Genomic DNA, 17,926 nt, shown 5'->3' with positions numbered 1-17,926 from the left:
CCGATCGTGTCTTTTGATTGCTTGGCGGCGTCCTACTCTCCCAGGACCCTGCGGTCCAAGTACCATCGGCGCTAGAGGGCTTAACGGTCGTGTTCGGGATGGGTACGTGTGGAACCCCTCCGCCATCGCCACCAAACGCATAGCTTAGCTTACATCTCAGAGATCATTCTCTGAAAACTAGATCCGAAACGAAATTTGCGATTTACAACTTGCATATTGGATAAGCCCTCGACCGATTAGTACTGGTCAGCTCCATGCATTGCTGCACTTCCACCCCCAGCCTATCTACCTCGTCGTCTTCAAGGGGTCTTACATACTGGGAAATCTCATCTTGAGGGGGGCTTCACGCTTAGATGCTTTCAGCGCTTATCCCTTCCGTACATAGCTACCCAGCGGTGCTCCTGGCGGAACAACTGGTACACCAGCGGTACGTCCATCCCGGTCCTCTCGTACTAAGGACAGCTCCTCTCAAATTTCCTACGCCCACGACAGATAGGGACCGAACTGTCTCACGACGTTCTGAACCCAGCTCGCGTACCGCTTTAATGGGCGAACAGCCCAACCCTTGGGACCTACTTCAGCCCCAGGATGCGATGAGCCGACATCGAGGTGCCAAACCTCCCCGTCGATGTGGACTCTTGGGGGAGATAAGCCTGTTATCCCCAGGGTAGCTTTTATCCGTTGAGCGATGGCCCTTCCATGCGGTACCACCGGATCACTAAGCCCGACTTTCGTCCCTGCTCGACTTGTAGGTCTCGCAGTCAAGCTCCCTTATGCCTTTGCACTCTTCGAATGATTTCCAACCATTCTGAGGGAACCTTTGGGCGCCTCCGTTACTCTTTAGGAGGCGACCGCCCCAGTCAAACTGCCCACCTGACACTGTCCCCGCACCGGATTACGGTACCAGGTTAGAACCTAGATACGATCAGGGTGGTATCCCAACGGTGCCTCCACGCAAGCTGGCGCTCACGTTTCAAAGGCTCCCACCTATCCTGTACAGATCGTACCCAAATTCAATATCAAGCTGCAGTAAAGCTCCATGGGGTCTTTCCGTCTTGTCGCGGGTAACCTGCATCTTCACAGGTATTAAAATTTCACCGGATCTCTCGTTGAGACAGCGCCCAAGTCGTTACGCCATTCGTGCGGGTCAGAATTTACCTGACAAGGAATTTCGCTACCTTAGGACCGTTATAGTTACGGCCGCCGTTTACTGGGGCTTCGGTTCACAGCTTCGGATTGCTCCTAACCGCTCCCCTTAACCTTCCAGCACCGGGCAGGCGTCAGCCCGTATACTTCGCCTTACGGCTTCGCACAGACCTGTGTTTTTGCTAAACAGTCGCTTGGGCCTTTTCACTGCGGCCCCCTCGTGCTATTCACACTACCGGGGCACCCCTTCTCCCGAAGTTACGGGGTCATTTTGCCGAGTTCCTTAACGAGAGTTCTTCCGCGCGCCTTAGAATTCTCTTCTCGCCTACCTGTGTCGGTTTGCGGTACGGGCACCATCACCTGGCTAGAGGCTTTTCTTGGCAGTGTGAGATCATGACCTTCGCTACTATAATTTTCGCTCCCCATCACAGCTCAGCCTTACGATGTGCGGATTTGCCTACACATCAGCCTCACTGCTTAGACGGACATCCATCAGTCCGCGTCACTACCCTGCTGCGTCCCCCCATTGCTCATAACGGCTTACGGTGGTACAGGAATTTCGACCTGTTGTCCTTCGACTACGCCTTTCGGCCTCGCCTTAGGTCCCGACTTACCCTGAGCGGACGAGCCTTCCTCAGGAACCCTTAGGCTTTCGGCGGATCAGATTCTCACTGATCTTTTCGTTACTCATACCGGCATTCTCACTTGTATAATGTCCAGCGCTCCTTACGGTACACCTTCAACCCTTATACAACGCTCCCCTACCCCTGATGCAAAGCATCAAGCCATAGCTTCGGTGGTGTGTTTAGCCCCGTTACATTTTCGGCGCAGAGTCACTCGACCAGTGAGCTATTACGCACTCTTTCAATGGTGGCTGCTTCTAAGCCAACATCCTGGTTGTCTGTGCAACTCCACATCCTTTCCCACTTAACACACACTTGGGGACCTTAGCTGATGGTCTGGGCTGTTTCCCTTTTGACAATGGATCTTAGCACTCACTGTCTGACTCCCGGAAGTAAGTCTATGGCATTCGGAGTTTGACTGAGCTTGGTAACCCTTGCGGGCCCCGCACCCAATCAGTGCTCTACCTCCACGACTCTGTTTTCCGAGGCTAGCCCTAAAGCTATTTCGGGGAGAACCAGCTATCTCCGAGTTCGATTGGAATTTCTCCGCTACCCCCACCTCATCCCCGCATTTTTCAACATGCGTGGGTTCGGGCCTCCAGTGCGTGTTACCGCACCTTCACCCTGGACAGGGGTAGATCACCCGGTTTCGGGTCTACGTCCACGTACTAAGTCGCCCTATTCAGACTCGCTTTCGCTGCGGCTCCGGCTCTTCACCTTAACCTTGCACGGGAACGTAACTCGCCGGTTCATTCTACAAAAGGCACGCCATCACCCCTAAAACGGGCTCTGACTTTTTGTAAGCACACGGTTTCAGGTTCTATTTCACTCCCCTTCCGGGGTGCTTTTCACCTTTCCCTCACGGTACTGCTTCACTATCGGTCGCTAGGAAGTATTTAGCCTTGGCAGATGGTCCTGCCGGATTCATACGGGGTTTCACGTGCCCCGCACTACTCGGGATACATCTCGGAGGGAACAGACTTTCAAGTACAGGGCTTTTACCTTCTTTGGCGGGCCTTTCCAGACCTCTTCGCTTAACCGGTTCCTTTGTAACTCCATGTGAGATGTCCCACAACCCCAAAGAGCAAGCTCTCTGGTTTGGGCTTCTCCGCGTTCGCTCGCCGCTACTGACGGAATCACTATTGTTTTCTCTTCCTCAAGGTACTTAGATGTTTCAGTTCCCCTGGTATGCCTCTACATAACCTATGTATTCAGTTATGAGTAACTGGAAATTACCCCAGCTGGGTTTCCCCATTCGGACACCCCCGGATCAAAGCTTGCTTACAGCTCCCCGAGGCAGTTTCGTTGTTCGCCACGTCCTTCATCGGCTCCTAGCGCCTAGGCATCCTCCGTGTGCTCTTAGTAGCTTAACCATATTTGCTCCGGTTTCGACTGCTCGCTTCCCTTGTTTTGCTTGCGCAAATCCAAAAGTCGCTCTCACTCTATACCATCGCAATGCAGTTTTCACTATTTATTGAAACTTGTTTAACACAAGTTCAGCTTAAAAAGGAATGTTCTAAATCGCAAAATTTCGTTTCGATATCTAGTTTTCAAAGAACAAGCTCCATGCAAAAGCAAGCTGTTTGAGAGTTTGAGCTCTCAAAACTGAGCAACGAGTGAGTAGTTTTGCAGCTAAGCTGCGTATTTGAATGTTTCCACGCGGGAAACGATTCTCCATAGAAAGGAGGTGATCCAGCCGCACCTTCCGATACGGCTACCTTGTTACGACTTCACCCCAATCATCTATCCCACCTTCGGCGGCTGGCTCCTTGCGGTTACCCCACCGACTTCGGGTGTTATAAACTCTCGTGGTGTGACGGGCGGTGTGTACAAGACCCGGGAACGTATTCACCGCGGCATGCTGATCCGCGATTACTAGCAATTCCGACTTCATGCAGGCGAGTTGCAGCCTGCAATCCGAACTGAGACCGGCTTTTTAGGATTCGTTCCACCTCGCGGCTTCACAGCCCGTTGTACCGGCCATTGTAGTACGTGTGTAGCCCAGGTCATAAGGGGCATGATGATTTGACGTCATCCCCACCTTCCTCCGGTTTGTCACCGGCAGTCACCTTAGAGTGCCCATCCGAAATGCTGGCAACTAAGATCAAGGGTTGCGCTCGTTGCGGGACTTAACCCAACATCTCACGACACGAGCTGACGACAACCATGCACCACCTGTCTCCTCTGTCCCGAAGGAAAGATACATCTCTGTACCGATCAGAGGGATGTCAAGACCTGGTAAGGTTCTTCGCGTTGCTTCGAATTAAACCACATACTCCACTGCTTGTGCGGGTCCCCGTCAATTCCTTTGAGTTTCAGTCTTGCGACCGTACTCCCCAGGCGGAGTGCTTAATGTGTTAACTTCGGCACCAAGGGTATCGAAACCCCTAACACCTAGCACTCATCGTTTACGGCGTGGACTACCAGGGTATCTAATCCTGTTTGCTCCCCACGCTTTCGCGCCTCAGCGTCAGTTACAGCCCAGAGAGTCGCCTTCGCCACTGGTGTTCCTCCACATATCTACGCATTTCACCGCTACACGTGGAATTCCACTCTCCTCTTCTGCACTCAAGTCACCCAGTTTCCAGTGCGATCCGGGGTTGAGCCCCGGGATTAAACACCAGACTTAAATGACCGCCTGCGCGCGCTTTACGCCCAATAATTCCGGACAACGCTTGCCCCCTACGTATTACCGCGGCTGCTGGCACGTAGTTAGCCGGGGCTTTCTTCTCAGGTACCGTCACCTTGAGAGCAGTTACTCTCCCAAGCGTTCTTCCCTGGCAACAGAGCTTTACGATCCGAAAACCTTCATCACTCACGCGGCATTGCTCCGTCAGGCTTTCGCCCATTGCGGAAGATTCCCTACTGCTGCCTCCCGTAGGAGTCTGGGCCGTGTCTCAGTCCCAGTGTGGCCGATCACCCTCTCAGGTCGGCTACGCATCGTCGCCTTGGTGAGCCGTTACCCCACCAACTAGCTAATGCGCCGCAGGCCCATCCCCAAGTGACAGATTGCTCCGTCTTTCCAGTTCTCTTCAGGAGAAGAAAACAACTATTCGGTATTAGCTACCGTTTCCGGTAGTTGTCCCAAACTTGAGGGCAGGTTGCCTACGTGTTACTCACCCGTCCGCCGCTAACTATTAGAGAAGCAAGCTTCTCTTCAAGTCCGCTCGACTTGCATGTATTAGGCATGCCGCCAGCGTTCGTCCTGAGCCAGGATCAAACTCTCCAATAAAGTATTGAAAAGAGCGATATGCTCATTTTGAAACTGACGAGATTAAAAATCTCATTTGTGCTCCAGTCGATTCAAGCCAAGGCTTGTCTCCAACTTTCGCGTTCATTCTGCAAGCAGAATGTTTACTCACTCGTTGTTCAGTTTTCAAAGATCAAACTCATTTCAATTGCCGTCGTCGTTCTCTTCAGCAACTCTTATATATTATCACGTCCGAACCAACTTTGCAAGCACTTTTTTTAAGTTTCTTTCGAAGCTTAATTCATTCGCTTGCCGCACCGTGTTTCTCGTGTTTTCTTGGCCGGATTAATAATATATCATGTTCTAATACTAATTACAACCCATATTATAAATTAATTTTATTCACTACATTGAGTCGATCTACTCTCCTATTATAATTGCACTCCAGCGGTTGTTAAGCTAACGGAATCTAGGGAACCGCTCTATGAGTTCTATGGGATAGCCTATATTGGCTGTAATCCCAACGTCTAAGCTCTAATGAACAGTTTGTCTCGTAGGGCCGAGAAAACTTTTCTTCATTAATGTCACTACTTATTAAGTTAGCTTCATCTATATACTGCTGTCTTTCATTACAGTAATAGGATATCGTTCAGTGATCTTTCGATATTCGCCACTTCTCGTTTAGAGTCATTTTTGCGTATTAATGTATTTCATATTTGCGCATATCTTTATTTCAACATAAATCCCTCTCCCCTTTATGTATATACATGTTAGGCACAATTCACACCTCAAAATGAAGGGGCCATATGCTTCTTGGCAATCAATTCTCTCAATCTTTAATGAAATTCCCCTTATGAATTTGCGCATTTTTTAATAATGAACACAATAATGAAAGAAATGAGAAGTATTCTGAAAACCTTGGTACTAAAGCATCATTTTCATTCAAAAACTAACATTAGTCTAACCCTATTACGATATATCACATGGATACGAAGCACCATAGGTAGAGCGAACACGCATCCAGATGGTCAATTTGAAAAAGGAGTGAACTATGTTGTTAGATAAGATAAGGTGGAGTACTCTTCCCTTCTTTGCTAAAAATCTCGTTATTTCATTCGGTAGCATTATGTTGATTGGGGTTATCCTCATTACTGCGGGATATCAACTGCAAAAGAATATTTTGAGTCAACAATTGTACGAGCAGGCTGAAGTTACAACACAGAAATGGTTTGATGATCTGGATACAGACAAAGTACTTGAAGCAGTAAAAGAGAAAAGTTATTCTGGACCTGTTCAGAAAGAATTAAGAGAATACCTGGATTCCATCCACGAGCTATACCCCAATATTGCACAAGCCTATATCTTCGGCACTGAACTGAAGGAAGGAAATCAGACGTCCATCATCGCGATTCCTACTAATTTGTTGGGGCCTTTTGAAGAAAGCAATATGGCAGCAGGTTCAATGTATCCATTACCACAGAAAAATGTTATAGCTCTTGAAGGTATGAAAAACGACGAGGAACCTGCATTAAGCAGCTTTTATACGGACGAATACGGTACTTGGACTACGATTATGTACCCTATTAAAAATGCCGAAGGAAAAATGTACGCCGCACTTTACTTCGACGTTGATGCAAACGCAGTTCCAAAAGGACTTCATAAGCTGATTACATACAGTAGTATTTTCCTTATCGGTTTCCTGATCCTGTTTATGGTACTGCAGTATATCCTATTGAAGAAAACACTTAAGCCAATCCGTGACCTTATGAAGGGGATTGAGACTGCAAGCGCAGGCAATCTGGATGTAACCATCCAAACCGGACGGGATGATCTGGGAATTATCAATGAAAAATTCAATACGATGATTCAGCGATTCAATGACACGATGTTCAAAGTCCAAACGACATCCTATCACCTCTCTGACTCATCCAAGAAATTACTAGATATTTCTGAGAAAAATAATGATAATATCCAGATGATCAGCAGCAATATTCGGGACATCTCTCACGGCCTTCGCTCCCAGGATCAGGCGAGCGTGGAAAGTGCCCGAGCAATGACAGAAATGTCTACCGTTGTGCAGACGATTGCCAGCAGTTCTGCAGATGTTGCGGATGAGGCATTAAACATGGAACAACGTTCTAATACAGGTCATGAGATTATGCAACAAGTGGTTGAGCAGATGAGACTCATCTCTGGTGCGGTGCAGCACACTTCGGAATCGATACAGTCTCTGGAAAGCCGCTCCAACGAAATTAGCAGCATCGTAAATATGATTACGCAAATTGCAGATCAGACTAATTTGCTCGCCCTGAATGCTTCCATTGAGGCGGCTCGTGTTGGTGAGGAAGGAAAAGGGTTCGCGGTGGTTGCAGGGGAAGTACGCAAACTCGCTGAACAGTCCCAGGATTCTGCTAAACAGATCCGTACCTTGATTGACGGAATTCAACGCGATATCCTTCAATCTGCCGAAGCTATGCAGCTAGGCTCCCAAGAAGTGGAGAAGGGATCTCAAGTAACTATGGAGACGGGTCAATTCTTTGAAGATATTCTGACAGCTACGAACAAAGTCGCTAACCAAATTCAGGATATCTCCAGCTCAACCGAAGAAATATCCGCCAGCACACAGGAAATGTCCGCTACTGCGGATGAGTTGTCTGCGAGCGTCAGCAAAGCAGCACATAGCAGCAAACAGATTGAGCAATCCATTGCCGAACAGGAATCATCCATGGCTTCCATTGTTGCTGCCTCTGATGAACTCTCGGCTGTATCGGGCCAATTGCAAGAACTGATCTCCTTCTTCAAAGTAAGAGCTAACTAGAGCTGAATACCAAGTAAACAATAAGAACGTTAATAACAAAAAACCAAGATGCTTGAGGGTACTCCTGCGTCTTGGTTTTTTGTTATTCGTTTAATATGATGCGCTTGCGATGAAATAAAAAAGAGACCATCCCTGTATTCAGGTCAGATCTCTTCTCTACTCTATCTCGTGCCCATTTACACGGACTTGTCACTTGGCGTTTCGGCATCGGTTTTATTCTTTGTGCCTTTACTTTTATAAGGCTTCGGGGCACTTTTCGCCCGGTTAGCGGCGGCTTGCCAACGGTTCCAGCCTTTTTTGCCAGTACCACGGCCGGTGCCGCCTTTTCCTTTTGCTTTGCTCATGTTATCACTCCAATAATCCTGTATATGCTTAAAAATGACCGTCCTCGGTAACTTATTATGCAACCCAGCCCATCTTCTTCACTTCCAGCTTTCTTATTATAACAAAAATTGACGTCTTTACGTTCATTTCCATAAATCATTGTATTGTTATTCTGTTATGAAAGCGGTATAGTGGACATAATTGAAAGAGGAAGCTGCGTCTTCTTCGGGATTGTTACTGGTAAGCAGGCGATACCCAAACAAAAGGCTGTCTAATAAGCCTTTGTTTGGGTTTTTTGTTATTATTACGAGCTATTGAGGTGAACACATATATGATCATCCGACAGATTTTCAACAACAACGTCATTCGCGCCGAGAATCAGGTAGGCCAAGAGTTTGTTGTCATCGGCAACGGTCTGGGTTTCAAGAAGAAAAATGGACAGCCCGTGGATGAGGATAAAATCGAGAAAACCTTTGTGCTGAAATCGGATAAAATACCGCAAAAATTGATTGACCTGATCGGTGAAACATCGGTTGAATATTTAAAATTGGCAGACGAAATTGTAGGGTATGCCAAACAGGAAATGGGCGATATTTTTAGTGATAATATCTATATTTCGTTGATTGATCATATTCAATTCGCCATTACAAGGTACCGTAAATCCGTCGGACTGAAGAACTCCCTTTTGTGGCAAATCAAGAAGTTTTACAAAAAGGAATTTTGGATTGGCATGAATGCCGTGCATCTGATTCAGGAACAATTCGGCATCCAAATGGATGAGCATGAGGCCAGCTTTATTGCCATGCATTTTGTCAACGCCCGACAAGATGGTCAGGGTATGAAACAAACGGTTGAAATTACCGAGGTTATTGATGATATTTTCAACATTGTCACCAATCATTACCACATTGCCCTGGATGAAAATTCATTTAATTATTCCAGGTTTATTACCCATCTGCAATACTTTGTTCAGAGAATGCTGAGTAATGAACAGGAGCAATTTGCATCGGGTGATAACTTCCTGTATGAGCAGGTTAAAGACAAATATGCCAAGGCTTTTCAGTGTACACAATTGATTAATCAATACCTTGAAGAGAAGTTTGAAAGCGCCATGTCCATTGATGAAAAAGTGTATTTGACGATCCATATTCACCGTGTCACTTCCCGTAACGAAATGCTGGACGCTGAATAAAAAAAGCTTGCAAACGATTTCGGCGTCATTTATAGTAGGTCTCACAACTTAACGACAAGGATTGTTACTGGTAAAGCAGGCGATACCTAAATGATTGGCAACAGGTCATCTTTCCGATGATCATAGCCATTCGTTTAGGTATTTTTTTGTTTTCAGGCAATCTTAACAACAAAGGAGAATGAACATGGATCATAAAAAAATGGGGGATGACATCGTTCGCCTCGTCGGCGGAGAAGCCAATATCAACGGGCTTGTCCACTGTGCAACCCGGCTGAGATTCGATCTGAAGGATTCGAAAAAGGCAGAACGCGAAACGCTGGAGAAACACGAAGGTATCATTACCGTTGTCGAAAGCGGCGGCCAATTCCAGGTCGTTATTGGCAGCAATGTGGCTCATGTATATGCAGAGATCGTGAAGAACAGAGATTTTGGAGGGGATTCTTCCTCATCCGCTGAGTCCACGGGAGAAAAAACCTCGGTATTATCCAAAGTTTTTGAGATTATTTCCGGAAGTTTCTCACCGTTAATCCCGGCCATGGCAGGATCAGGTATGTTAAAAGCTTTGCTGACTGTCCTGACCATGTTTGGATGGATGTCTGATACAAGTGACACGTACCTGATTCTATCCGCTGCCGGCAACGCCGTCTTTTATTTCTTGCCTATCTTCCTCGGTATCACACTCGGTATGAAACTGAAAGCCAATCCTTATGTAGCCGGTGTGATTGGTGCCGCTCTGATGGAGCCGAATTTCACTGGACTGATGGATAAAGGCTCGGATGTATCGTTCCTGGGCATACCCGTTGTCATGATGAATTATTCAGCCAGCGTGTTCCCGATTTTCATATCGATCAGCATCTACGCTGTACTCGACAAACTACTGAAGAAAATCATTTTGAAAGATCTGCAATTGTTCCTGGTACCGATGATTGCTCTGATGATTATGGTTCCTTTGTCCGCAATGGCCTTCGGCCCTTTCGGCACCACGGTAGGTGACTGGATCTCCTCCGGGGTAACTTGGCTTATTGGCGTCAGCGGCATTTTGTCAGGAATTGTACTGGGTGGATTCATGACCTTCATGGTTGTCTTCGGACTCCACTGGGGTTTCACACCAATCACGATTCAGAATATCGGGGTTGGCGGCGATCCGATTGAAGCCATGGCAGCTGCAGCTGTGTTTGCACAAATCGGTGTAGCATTTGGTATTTTCCTGAAAGCCAAAAAGAACAAAACTCTGAGAACCCTTGCAGGCTCCACCAGCCTTACCGGTTTACTTGCAGGTGTCACTGAACCGATCGTATACGGTCTGATCTTGCGTTATAAACGAGTTATTCCTATCGTTGTCATTGCAGGTGCGATCGGCGGTGCCATTAATGGTCACTTTGGCGTTAAAATGACTGCTTATGTGTTCCACAATATATTTGCCATTCCTGTCTATACACCAACGGTTGTCTACGTGATTGCGATTGCCTGCTCCTTTGCTGTAGCAGCGATATTGACCGTGATGTTCGGATATGAAAGCAAAACCAAAGACACAGCTTCTTCCGAAAAAAATGAATCTGTTTCCAATACATTGACTGAAAGTACACCGGAAGAACTTCCTGTCGTACCTGAGGCAAAAACAACTGAAATCAAAAAAGAACAAATTTATAGTCCTCTTACAGGTAAAGCTGTAGCCTTAAGCACCATTAACGATCCTGCTTTCTCAACAGGTGCCATGGGCAAAGGATTGGCAATTGTTCCTGAGATTGGTGAAGTCGTCGCTCCCGTGGATGGCGTTGTAACTTCCCTCTTCCCAACTGGACATGCCATTGGATTAACGACCAACGTAGGTACCGAGATTTTGATTCATATTGGTATTAACACGGTGGCGCTGAAGGGGAAACATTTTAATCCTGTCGTTCAGGAAGGCGATATCGTAAGACAAGGCGATCTGTTGATCCAATTTGAAATCGATAAAATTAAAGAGGCTGGATACGAAACCGTGACTCCTGTCATTGTTACTCTCACGCAGCAGGAAGTGGATGTATTCGAAACGACTCAAGAGCATGTACAGAAAAACGATGTCCTGCTGACTTTGGTTGTCTAACTCTTGTCTAACTCAACTTATATCATATGTATTCAATTTAGGAGGAACTAACAATGAAGCATACTCAACTTAAACCATTTCCTAAAGATTTCTTCTGGGGAGGATCAACCTCCGCCTATCAAATTGAGGGAGCCTGGGATGAAGATGGCAAAGGCCCTTCTGTCATCGACATGGGCAATCATGTGGAAGGCGTAACCGACTTCAAGGTAACAAGTGATCACTATCATATGTACAAAGAAGATGTGGCCCTGATGGCCGAAATGGGCTTCAAAGCCTACCGTTTCTCCATCGCCTGGACTCGCATCTATCCGCAAGGCGCAGGGGAAGTAAATCCAAAGGGACTGGCATTTTATGATTCCTTGATTGATGAGTTGATTAAATACGGTATTGAGCCCATCGTGACCATGTATCACTTTGATCTTCCTTATGCGCTCGAAGAAAACGGGGGCTGGTCCAACCGTGCAACGATTGATGCCTTTGAACAATATGCCAAAACACTTTATGAGAACTACGGTGACCGGGTTAAATATTGGCTGACCATCAACGAACAAAATATGCTGATCCTGCATCCCGGCTCTCTGGGTACACTGGATACAACGCTTGTTGATCCGCAAAAAACACTGTATCAACAAAATCACCACATGCTGGTCGCTCAAGCCAAAGCCATGGTTCTGTGTCACGAGATGCTGCCTGAAGCCAAAATAGGCCCAGCTCCCAATATCGGTGTAATCTATCCCGCGAGCTCCAAACCGGAAGATACGCTCGCTGCTGATAACTATGCCGCCATTCGCAACTGGCTCTATCTCGATATGGCAGTATACGGACGCTACAATCATATTGCCTGGAGTTATCTCGAAGAAAAAGGATATACTCCCGTCATTGAAGACGGAGACATGGACATCCTGGCTCAAGGAAACCCTGATTTTATTGCTTTTAACTACTATACATCACAGACCGTTGGTGAAAGCCTGAATGATGGCAATGACTTCTCCCATACAGGAGACCAGCATGAAATCGTCGGGGAGCCAGGAGCTTACAGAGGATCTGTAAATCCAAATCTGCAAAAGACTGAATTTGGTTGGGAAATTGATCCCGTTGGCTTCCGTTCAACGCTGCGCCAGATCTATTCCCGTTACCATCTGCCATTGATCGTTACCGAGAATGGTCTGGGTGCATTTGATAAACTGGAGAAAGGCGACGTGGTCAACGACCCTTACCGCATCGATTTTTTCAATAAACATATCGAGCAGATTCAACTGGCTATTACAGACGGTGTAGATGTATTCGGCTTCTGCCCTTGGTCTGCGATTGATCTGGTTAGTACACATCAAGGATCAAGCAAACGTTATGGATTCATCTACGTGGATCGGGAAGAATTCGATATCAAGGAATTAAGACGTATCCGCAAACAGAGCTTCCACTGGTATCAAAAACTGATTGAAACCAATGGAAAACTCCGTTAATATTGTAAAATAAAAAGCCAGTCGTTTACACATGGTTCATGTGTAGCCGACTGGCTTTTTGTGTAGGTTCACTCACGCATTATTATTCAAATCAGGATTACATTTCTGCTTTGGCGTTACCTGTGGAGTTAACTCCTCTTAACACCCGCAGAGATAACAGGAAACAGATTGCCAGAACAACAGCTGCTGAAACGTAAGGATAGTTGATATTCACATCAAACAGTGCTCCCGCTACAATTGGACCTGCGATATTCCCCAAACTTGTATAGGCTGAGTTCAATCCGGCCACAAAGCCTTGCTGTTCTTCCGCCAGTTTGGACATCTGCGTACTGATAGCCGGACGCAATATATCCATACCAAGGAAGACGATAAACGTTACGACAAGAATCATCCAGTAGGTGTTTACAAACAAGGTTAACAGTACAAATACGGCTACAAAAAGCAAGCAGACCGAAATGACTTTTTTCTCACCAAACCGGTTTAACAGCCAGCCAATCATTGAGACCTGCACCACGGCTCCCGCAATGGAACCAAACGTAATAATGAATGCAATATCCTTGGTGGTGAAGCCAAATTTGTGATCCACAAACAAAGAAAAGACTGTCTCATAGTTAGCCAGACCAAACGCCATGACAAATACAATAATTAAACTGAAAAAGTAAGGCTCCCGGTACGAATGCAGCAACTGGGATACCATGCCCGGGCTTTTGACCTTCGGTGCACCCGCAACAGGTTTGGTTTGCTCTCCGGTAATTCTGGTCGATTCCGGCAAAATAATTAACGTAATGATGGATGCCAGCAAACCTGCAATACCTGCGGCATAGAAAGGAATCCGAATACCAAAGTCAGCGATATATCCGCCGATCCCCGGTCCAATGATAAATCCTGTAGTAATTGCCGCATTGATTAATCCCATGCCTCTACCGCGTTCTTCATCTGTCGTAATATCTGCGGTATACGCCATAACTGCCGGGAAGATCATCGCTGCACCGATTCCGCCAAGCATCCGGGCCGCGAAGAGCAGCGATGGTGCATTCACAGCACCAAACATAAACTCCGATACAGCAAAGATTAACATGCCGCCAACAATAATTTTTTTACGTCCCAAGATGTCAGACCAACGGCCCGCAACTGGAGAAAACAGAAACTGTGTGAAGGAGAATGCTGCTACCAGCAAACCAACCGTGAACCCGGTGATATGCAGTAGATCCATGTACGCAGGCATAATAGGTACCACAAGACCTATACCTGTAAAAACGAGAAAAATATTAAACATTAACAGCAGCAATGCGCCCCTGTTCCGTGTAAGTAATGCCATGATTCCATCCTCCGTAGTTGTCAAAATGTTGCCTTAAGCTTTATCTTTTGCTATTCCATACAAGAATACGCTAGCCGCTTGGCGGTATAAGGCAAGAGCCTGTTCTGGCTCCATTCCGCGCGACAGCTGACTAAGTCCAATAATGGTACTTTCCAGAATGAGCGCAAGATTGTCTGCGTTGTCCGCCTTGAACTCTCCGCTCTCAATCCCCTGTTCCACCAATTGTTTGTTAAATTGAATATGGCGCTCAAACATCAAAGATATTCGTTCTTCAATATCATTTTCTTTCTTTTCCCCCGTAAAGAACTCATCTGCCGCCTTTGTCAGCGGGTGATTCATATCGTCGAGGATTAATTGTTCTGCCAAGCCGTATATCTTCTCCGTAGAAGTATGATACAGATGTTCCTTGGCCGCCCAATTCTCTTCCCATTCCCGATCCCACTCATCAATCAGATACAGAAAGAGGCCTTCCTTACTTTTAAAATGGTAATAGATATTTCCCTTGCTGCTGCCTGTCGCAGCCACAATATCTTCAATAGAAGTTGCTTTATACCCTTTTTGCACAAAAAGAGCTCTTGAGGCATCCGCAAGTTTCTTCTTGGTCTGCTCGGTTTGAATTTGCTTTTTATTCATACTCATACATTTCACTCCACCTCTTGCATACTGAACGTTCGTTCTGTATTTTAACAGAACCATCAAACTTAAGCAATCAAAAAGGAGAATCGGCTTGGCGCCCATTCTCCCTCCACAACTTTATTTCACTTTTTTCCCTTGGCCATGAAGTATTTTCAGTTGTCCATTTTCATAACCGACTTGATACGTAACTTTATATTTCGTGGTGACCAATTCACCGTCTTTTCGTTCATCCGCTGTAATAACCGCAGCGACCTCTATTTCATCATTTGACTTATCTGAGGACGAAACTTCGGCAATGGTAACATAACTGGTGTTGATGTAACCTTCACGGAACTTGGCATAACTTATACCGCTCTGCCACTCACTGCCAAGCAAGGCATAGGCGGTAACATAGTCATTCAGATTCAGGTTCATATAAAATTCGGTCACCAGTCCCTCTGCTTCCAAAGAAGCTGAGTTTGCTCCCGCTCCCTGACTACCACTCGTCTGAACCACCGTTTTAGACGATGATGGTTTCTCAGACCAGGCCTGGACCTGCTTCAATACGCTGGTGATAGGAATGCTGAACCCGATTCCGCCTTCCTGCTCGACAACGGCTGAATTAATGCCCAATACTTCACCGGTGTCCGCACTGATCAGTGGGCCACCACTGTTGCCGTGTGTAATTGGCGCCGAGATTTGATACAGATTACTATAGATATACGGGGCAATTTCGAAGCTGCGGCCAACACCGCTGATAATGCCTGTAGTTACGGTGTTCTCCAGACCTAGCGGACTGCCCAAAGCGAGAATTTCATCTCCCGTCTCCGCTTTGGATTTGGCGATAGGCAACGGTTTAACTTTTTTCAGATCAGGCACCCTGACGACAGCGACATCCGTCTCTTCTCCAATCCCGATAACGGTTCCCTTATACTCCTCATGATTCAGGGTTCGAATCGTTACTTCTTTCGAGCCCTCCACCACGTGGGCATTGGTTACCACATCCCCCTGATCATTGTAGAGAAAACCGGAACCCAGTCCGCTGCTGCTCTCAATCGTAACTACTTTCTTCTGACTCTCTTCAATAATCTGTTTACGTGTTTTCTTCACGGCTGTCTGGGAGGACGGTTTAGACGCTGTGGTTGCCGTTTCCTTTGTAGTGACAACAGCCAGTCTTGGTCCATCCTGCAGTTGATCTGCTGAATACTGATGAATCCAGAATACCCCTCCTGCTCCCGCTCCAATAATGATTGCACTGGAGATAATCGTACTCCATGTTCGTTTGGCCATTCCAACCTGTCCTCCTATTCCAGATACCACGTTGCGTTCACTACAGAAACTTCAGCTTCCTCGTACACACCGTAATAATATGTTTCAAAAAATCCTTGATCCCCTACATCAAGCCAGCTTGGATACACATCCGCATAAGTTTGACCGAGATATGCCCCGTCTGAGCTGTAGATGTCCAACATAACCGTTACGGAAGAGATAGGACGAGTGGCATTATTCACGATTGAGCCACTTATATACAGGTCGCCATACATATCAAGCGTCGCTTCTACTCCTACAATGCTCACCGCTGCTGTGCGGTTTTTCAGGTCTTCTTCTGCTGCTTGTTGCTCAGCAAGTTGAATTCGTTCGGCTTCTGCTTTTTCAAAAGCCTTCTTCTCACTCAGCACCCGTTCGCGATATGCTGTCAGTTTGTCATCCTCGGGCGCGTAGGACAGTCCCTGATCAACGGTTTGCAATGCAGCCGTAAAATCCTTTGTCTTCACTTGCTGTTCAGCTTGCTTATAGCTAAGTCCAGCCAGCTTGTCGATAATTTGTTTCTGAACCGCCTCTGCTTCCTTGCCTTTCAATTTCGATACAGTGTCCAATTTCTCGGCAAGTGCCTGTACGGTTGTCAAACTATCGATTTCTTTCTTCACCTTCAGGACAGCCAGTGTCACCTTGTTGTTGTTTAGAGTCGTACGCACCTTGGCAAATACCGGTTCTTCTCGCTCTTTCAACACTTTCGCTACAGCCTGGAGTGTCTTGTCACCTGCAGCAAGTTTTCCAGTTTTCAAACTCGTCGCAGCTTCGTTCAGCTGATTCATCAGATTGAAGGCTTTGGCTGTAATTTGGCGATCCTGCACAAGTCCATCAACGTTTGGCCGTTTCGTAAGAGCCGAATCCAGAAGTTGAAGCGCCTCTTGATATTTTCCGTCCAAGGCCGCCTGCTCCGCCTGTTGATGCAGTGATTTTACTTCCGCATTGATACCCATCTCCTGCTTGTAATAATAAGTCAACAAGGCCCCCATCACCGCTGCTAGAAGCAGTGGAATAATCCAGCTAAATGCTCGGCCTTGTACTACGTTGCTCTGCTTCGGTGCAGACTGATGCTGTCTGGATAACTGATCTAATGCTTTGCCCGTTCCACTTTCCAGACCAACTGCTGTTTCTGCCCAAATCTGTTCATCTGTAGAGCTTGAATCTTTTAATTTCGTTCTACACTTTCTACATGTGCTGTCCCCTGGATTGCTTTTGGTCCCACATACGTGACAATACACCCTGATCCCTCCATCAAAAAGAACGTATGTATACTATGCTATTTTTACATGAATCGACACTTATCATATAGTAAAAAGGTAAATTACACCATATGTTACTGGGATAAATGAACGCAAAAAGTGCCTCCCTGTTAATAGGAAGGCACTGACAAATGTATTCTATTCTTGCGTAGGAAAGCTACTTAGATCCATATAGGAAACTTCCCATAGATGATCATCCGGGTCCTGAAAACTCCACCCATACATAAACCCATGATCTTGAGGATCGTTATAAGGCTTGGCGCCAGCATCCAGGGCAGCTTGTACAATCAGATCGACCTGTTCACGACTATCCACCGACAAGGCTACGATGACTTCCGCCGTGTCCGCTGCATTGGATATTTTTTTCGAAATAAAAGATTGAAAACGATCCTCCACCAGCAGCATCGCATAGATGTTGTCTCCAATGATCATGCAAGTCGTAGACTCGTCTGTAAAATTCACATTGAACTCAAAACCTACTTTGGTAAAAAAATCAACGGACCTCTTTAAATCCTTAACGGGCAAATTAACAAAAATCTGCTTAGCGCGAACAGCCACCATCGATCACCTCAATCTAATAG

General features: G+C 46.4%; 10 protein-coding genes and 3 rRNA genes. 4 read left to right on the top strand and 9 right to left on the bottom strand.

Features of this window, described 5'->3' with window-relative positions; genetic code table 11:
• Positions 1 to 19: 19 nt before the first annotated feature.
• The 3 genes from rrf to AC3ITG_RS04470 all read right to left on the bottom strand — a co-directional run bounded on the left by rrf (position 20) and on the right by AC3ITG_RS04470 (position 5,001).
• Positions 20 to 136 (bottom strand): 5S ribosomal RNA (gene rrf / locus AC3ITG_RS04480).
• Between the two features lie 80 nt (positions 137 to 216).
• Positions 217 to 3,142: ribosomal RNA gene (locus AC3ITG_RS04475) — 23S ribosomal RNA — on the bottom strand.
• A gap of 307 nt (positions 3,143 to 3,449) precedes the next feature.
• A 16S ribosomal RNA gene (locus tag AC3ITG_RS04470) occupies positions 3,450 to 5,001 on the bottom strand.
• Together the 16S, 23S and 5S rRNA genes form the textbook arrangement of a ribosomal RNA operon.
• A gap of 1,009 nt (positions 5,002 to 6,010) precedes the next feature.
• On the opposite strand from AC3ITG_RS04470, the gene AC3ITG_RS04465 reads away from it, so the two are divergent.
• Positions 6,011 to 7,777 carry a methyl-accepting chemotaxis protein gene (locus AC3ITG_RS04465; protein ID WP_489252934.1) on the top strand — a complete coding sequence of 589 codons (1,767 nt, stop codon included), beginning with the start codon at positions 6,011 to 6,013 and terminating at the stop codon, positions 7,775 to 7,777.
• Positions 7,778 to 7,953: 176 nt separating this feature from the next.
• Here AC3ITG_RS04465 and AC3ITG_RS04460 read toward each other — a convergent pair whose 3' ends face one another.
• Positions 7,954 to 8,121, bottom strand: a complete 168-nt coding sequence (locus AC3ITG_RS04460; protein ID WP_064642109.1) for a DUF3934 family protein — start codon at positions 8,119 to 8,121, stop codon at positions 7,954 to 7,956.
• A gap of 311 nt (positions 8,122 to 8,432) precedes the next feature.
• Here AC3ITG_RS04460 and licT point away from each other — a divergent pair, with 311 nt between their 5' ends.
• The 3 genes from licT to AC3ITG_RS04445 all read left to right on the top strand — a co-directional run bounded on the left by licT (position 8,433) and on the right by AC3ITG_RS04445 (position 12,842).
• Positions 8,433 to 9,293 carry a BglG family transcription antiterminator LicT gene (gene licT / locus AC3ITG_RS04455; protein ID WP_413375405.1) on the top strand — a complete coding sequence of 287 codons (861 nt, stop codon included), beginning with the start codon at positions 8,433 to 8,435 and terminating at the stop codon, positions 9,291 to 9,293.
• 184 nt (positions 9,294 to 9,477) lie between these two features.
• Positions 9,478 to 11,379: a beta-glucoside-specific PTS transporter subunit IIABC gene (locus AC3ITG_RS04450; RefSeq protein ID WP_489252933.1), complete on the top strand. Its 1,902-nt coding sequence runs from the start codon at positions 9,478 to 9,480 to the stop codon at positions 11,377 to 11,379.
• Between the two features lie 53 nt (positions 11,380 to 11,432).
• Positions 11,433 to 12,842, top strand: coding sequence for a glycoside hydrolase family 1 protein (locus AC3ITG_RS04445; protein WP_489252932.1), 1,410 nt, complete (start codon positions 11,433 to 11,435; stop codon positions 12,840 to 12,842).
• 97 nt (positions 12,843 to 12,939) lie between these two features.
• Here the strand turns inward: AC3ITG_RS04445 and AC3ITG_RS04440 are convergent, their stop codons facing one another.
• The 5 genes from AC3ITG_RS04440 to AC3ITG_RS04420 form a co-directional block, all read right to left on the bottom strand.
• Positions 12,940 to 14,160 (bottom strand): MFS transporter, encoded by a 1,221-nt coding sequence (locus AC3ITG_RS04440; protein ID WP_413375399.1) that lies wholly within the window; start codon positions 14,158 to 14,160, stop codon positions 12,940 to 12,942.
• 33 nt (positions 14,161 to 14,193) lie between these two features.
• The gene (locus AC3ITG_RS04435; RefSeq protein ID WP_063567182.1) at positions 14,194 to 14,793 is read right to left on the bottom strand and encodes a TetR/AcrR family transcriptional regulator; all 600 of its coding nucleotides are present in this window, start codon (positions 14,791 to 14,793) and stop codon (positions 14,194 to 14,196) included.
• A 120-nt stretch (positions 14,794 to 14,913) separates the two neighbouring features.
• Positions 14,914 to 16,065 (bottom strand): S1C family serine protease, encoded by a 1,152-nt coding sequence (locus AC3ITG_RS04430; protein WP_489252931.1) that lies wholly within the window; start codon positions 16,063 to 16,065, stop codon positions 14,914 to 14,916.
• A 14-nt stretch (positions 16,066 to 16,079) separates the two neighbouring features.
• Positions 16,080 to 17,324, bottom strand: a complete 1,245-nt coding sequence (locus AC3ITG_RS04425; protein ID WP_489252930.1) for an FxLYD domain-containing protein — start codon at positions 17,322 to 17,324, stop codon at positions 16,080 to 16,082.
• Positions 17,325 to 17,483: 159 nt separating this feature from the next.
• Positions 17,484 to 17,903: a VOC family protein gene (locus tag AC3ITG_RS04420; RefSeq protein WP_413379438.1), complete on the bottom strand. Its 420-nt coding sequence runs from the start codon at positions 17,901 to 17,903 to the stop codon at positions 17,484 to 17,486.
• Positions 17,904 to 17,926: the final 23 nt, after the last annotated feature.

Source organism: Paenibacillus sp. GL_099_B (genome assembly GCF_057835695.1).
The sequence above is the reverse complement of the archived record's forward strand: the minus strand, read 5'-3'. Positions and strand labels throughout refer to the sequence as shown.

Bases quoted from the DNA above. Each gene is read 5' to 3' on its own strand.
- AC3ITG_RS04465 (WP_489252934.1), top strand. From the start codon at position 6,011: ATGTTGTTAGATAAGATAAGGTGGAGTACTCTTCCCTTCTTTGCTAAA.
- AC3ITG_RS04460 (WP_064642109.1), bottom strand. From the start codon at position 8,121: ATGAGCAAAGCAAAAGGAAAAGGCGGCACCGGCCGTGGTACTGGCAAA.
- licT (WP_413375405.1), top strand. From the start codon at position 8,433: ATGATCATCCGACAGATTTTCAACAACAACGTCATTCGCGCCGAGAAT.
- AC3ITG_RS04450 (WP_489252933.1), top strand. From the start codon at position 9,478: ATGGATCATAAAAAAATGGGGGATGACATCGTTCGCCTCGTCGGCGGA.
- AC3ITG_RS04445 (WP_489252932.1), top strand. From the start codon at position 11,433: ATGAAGCATACTCAACTTAAACCATTTCCTAAAGATTTCTTCTGGGGA.
- AC3ITG_RS04440 (WP_413375399.1), bottom strand. From the start codon at position 14,160: ATGGCATTACTTACACGGAACAGGGGCGCATTGCTGCTGTTAATGTTT.
- AC3ITG_RS04435 (WP_063567182.1), bottom strand. From the start codon at position 14,793: ATGAATAAAAAGCAAATTCAAACCGAGCAGACCAAGAAGAAACTTGCG.
- AC3ITG_RS04430 (WP_489252931.1), bottom strand. From the start codon at position 16,065: ATGGCCAAACGAACATGGAGTACGATTATCTCCAGTGCAATCATTATT.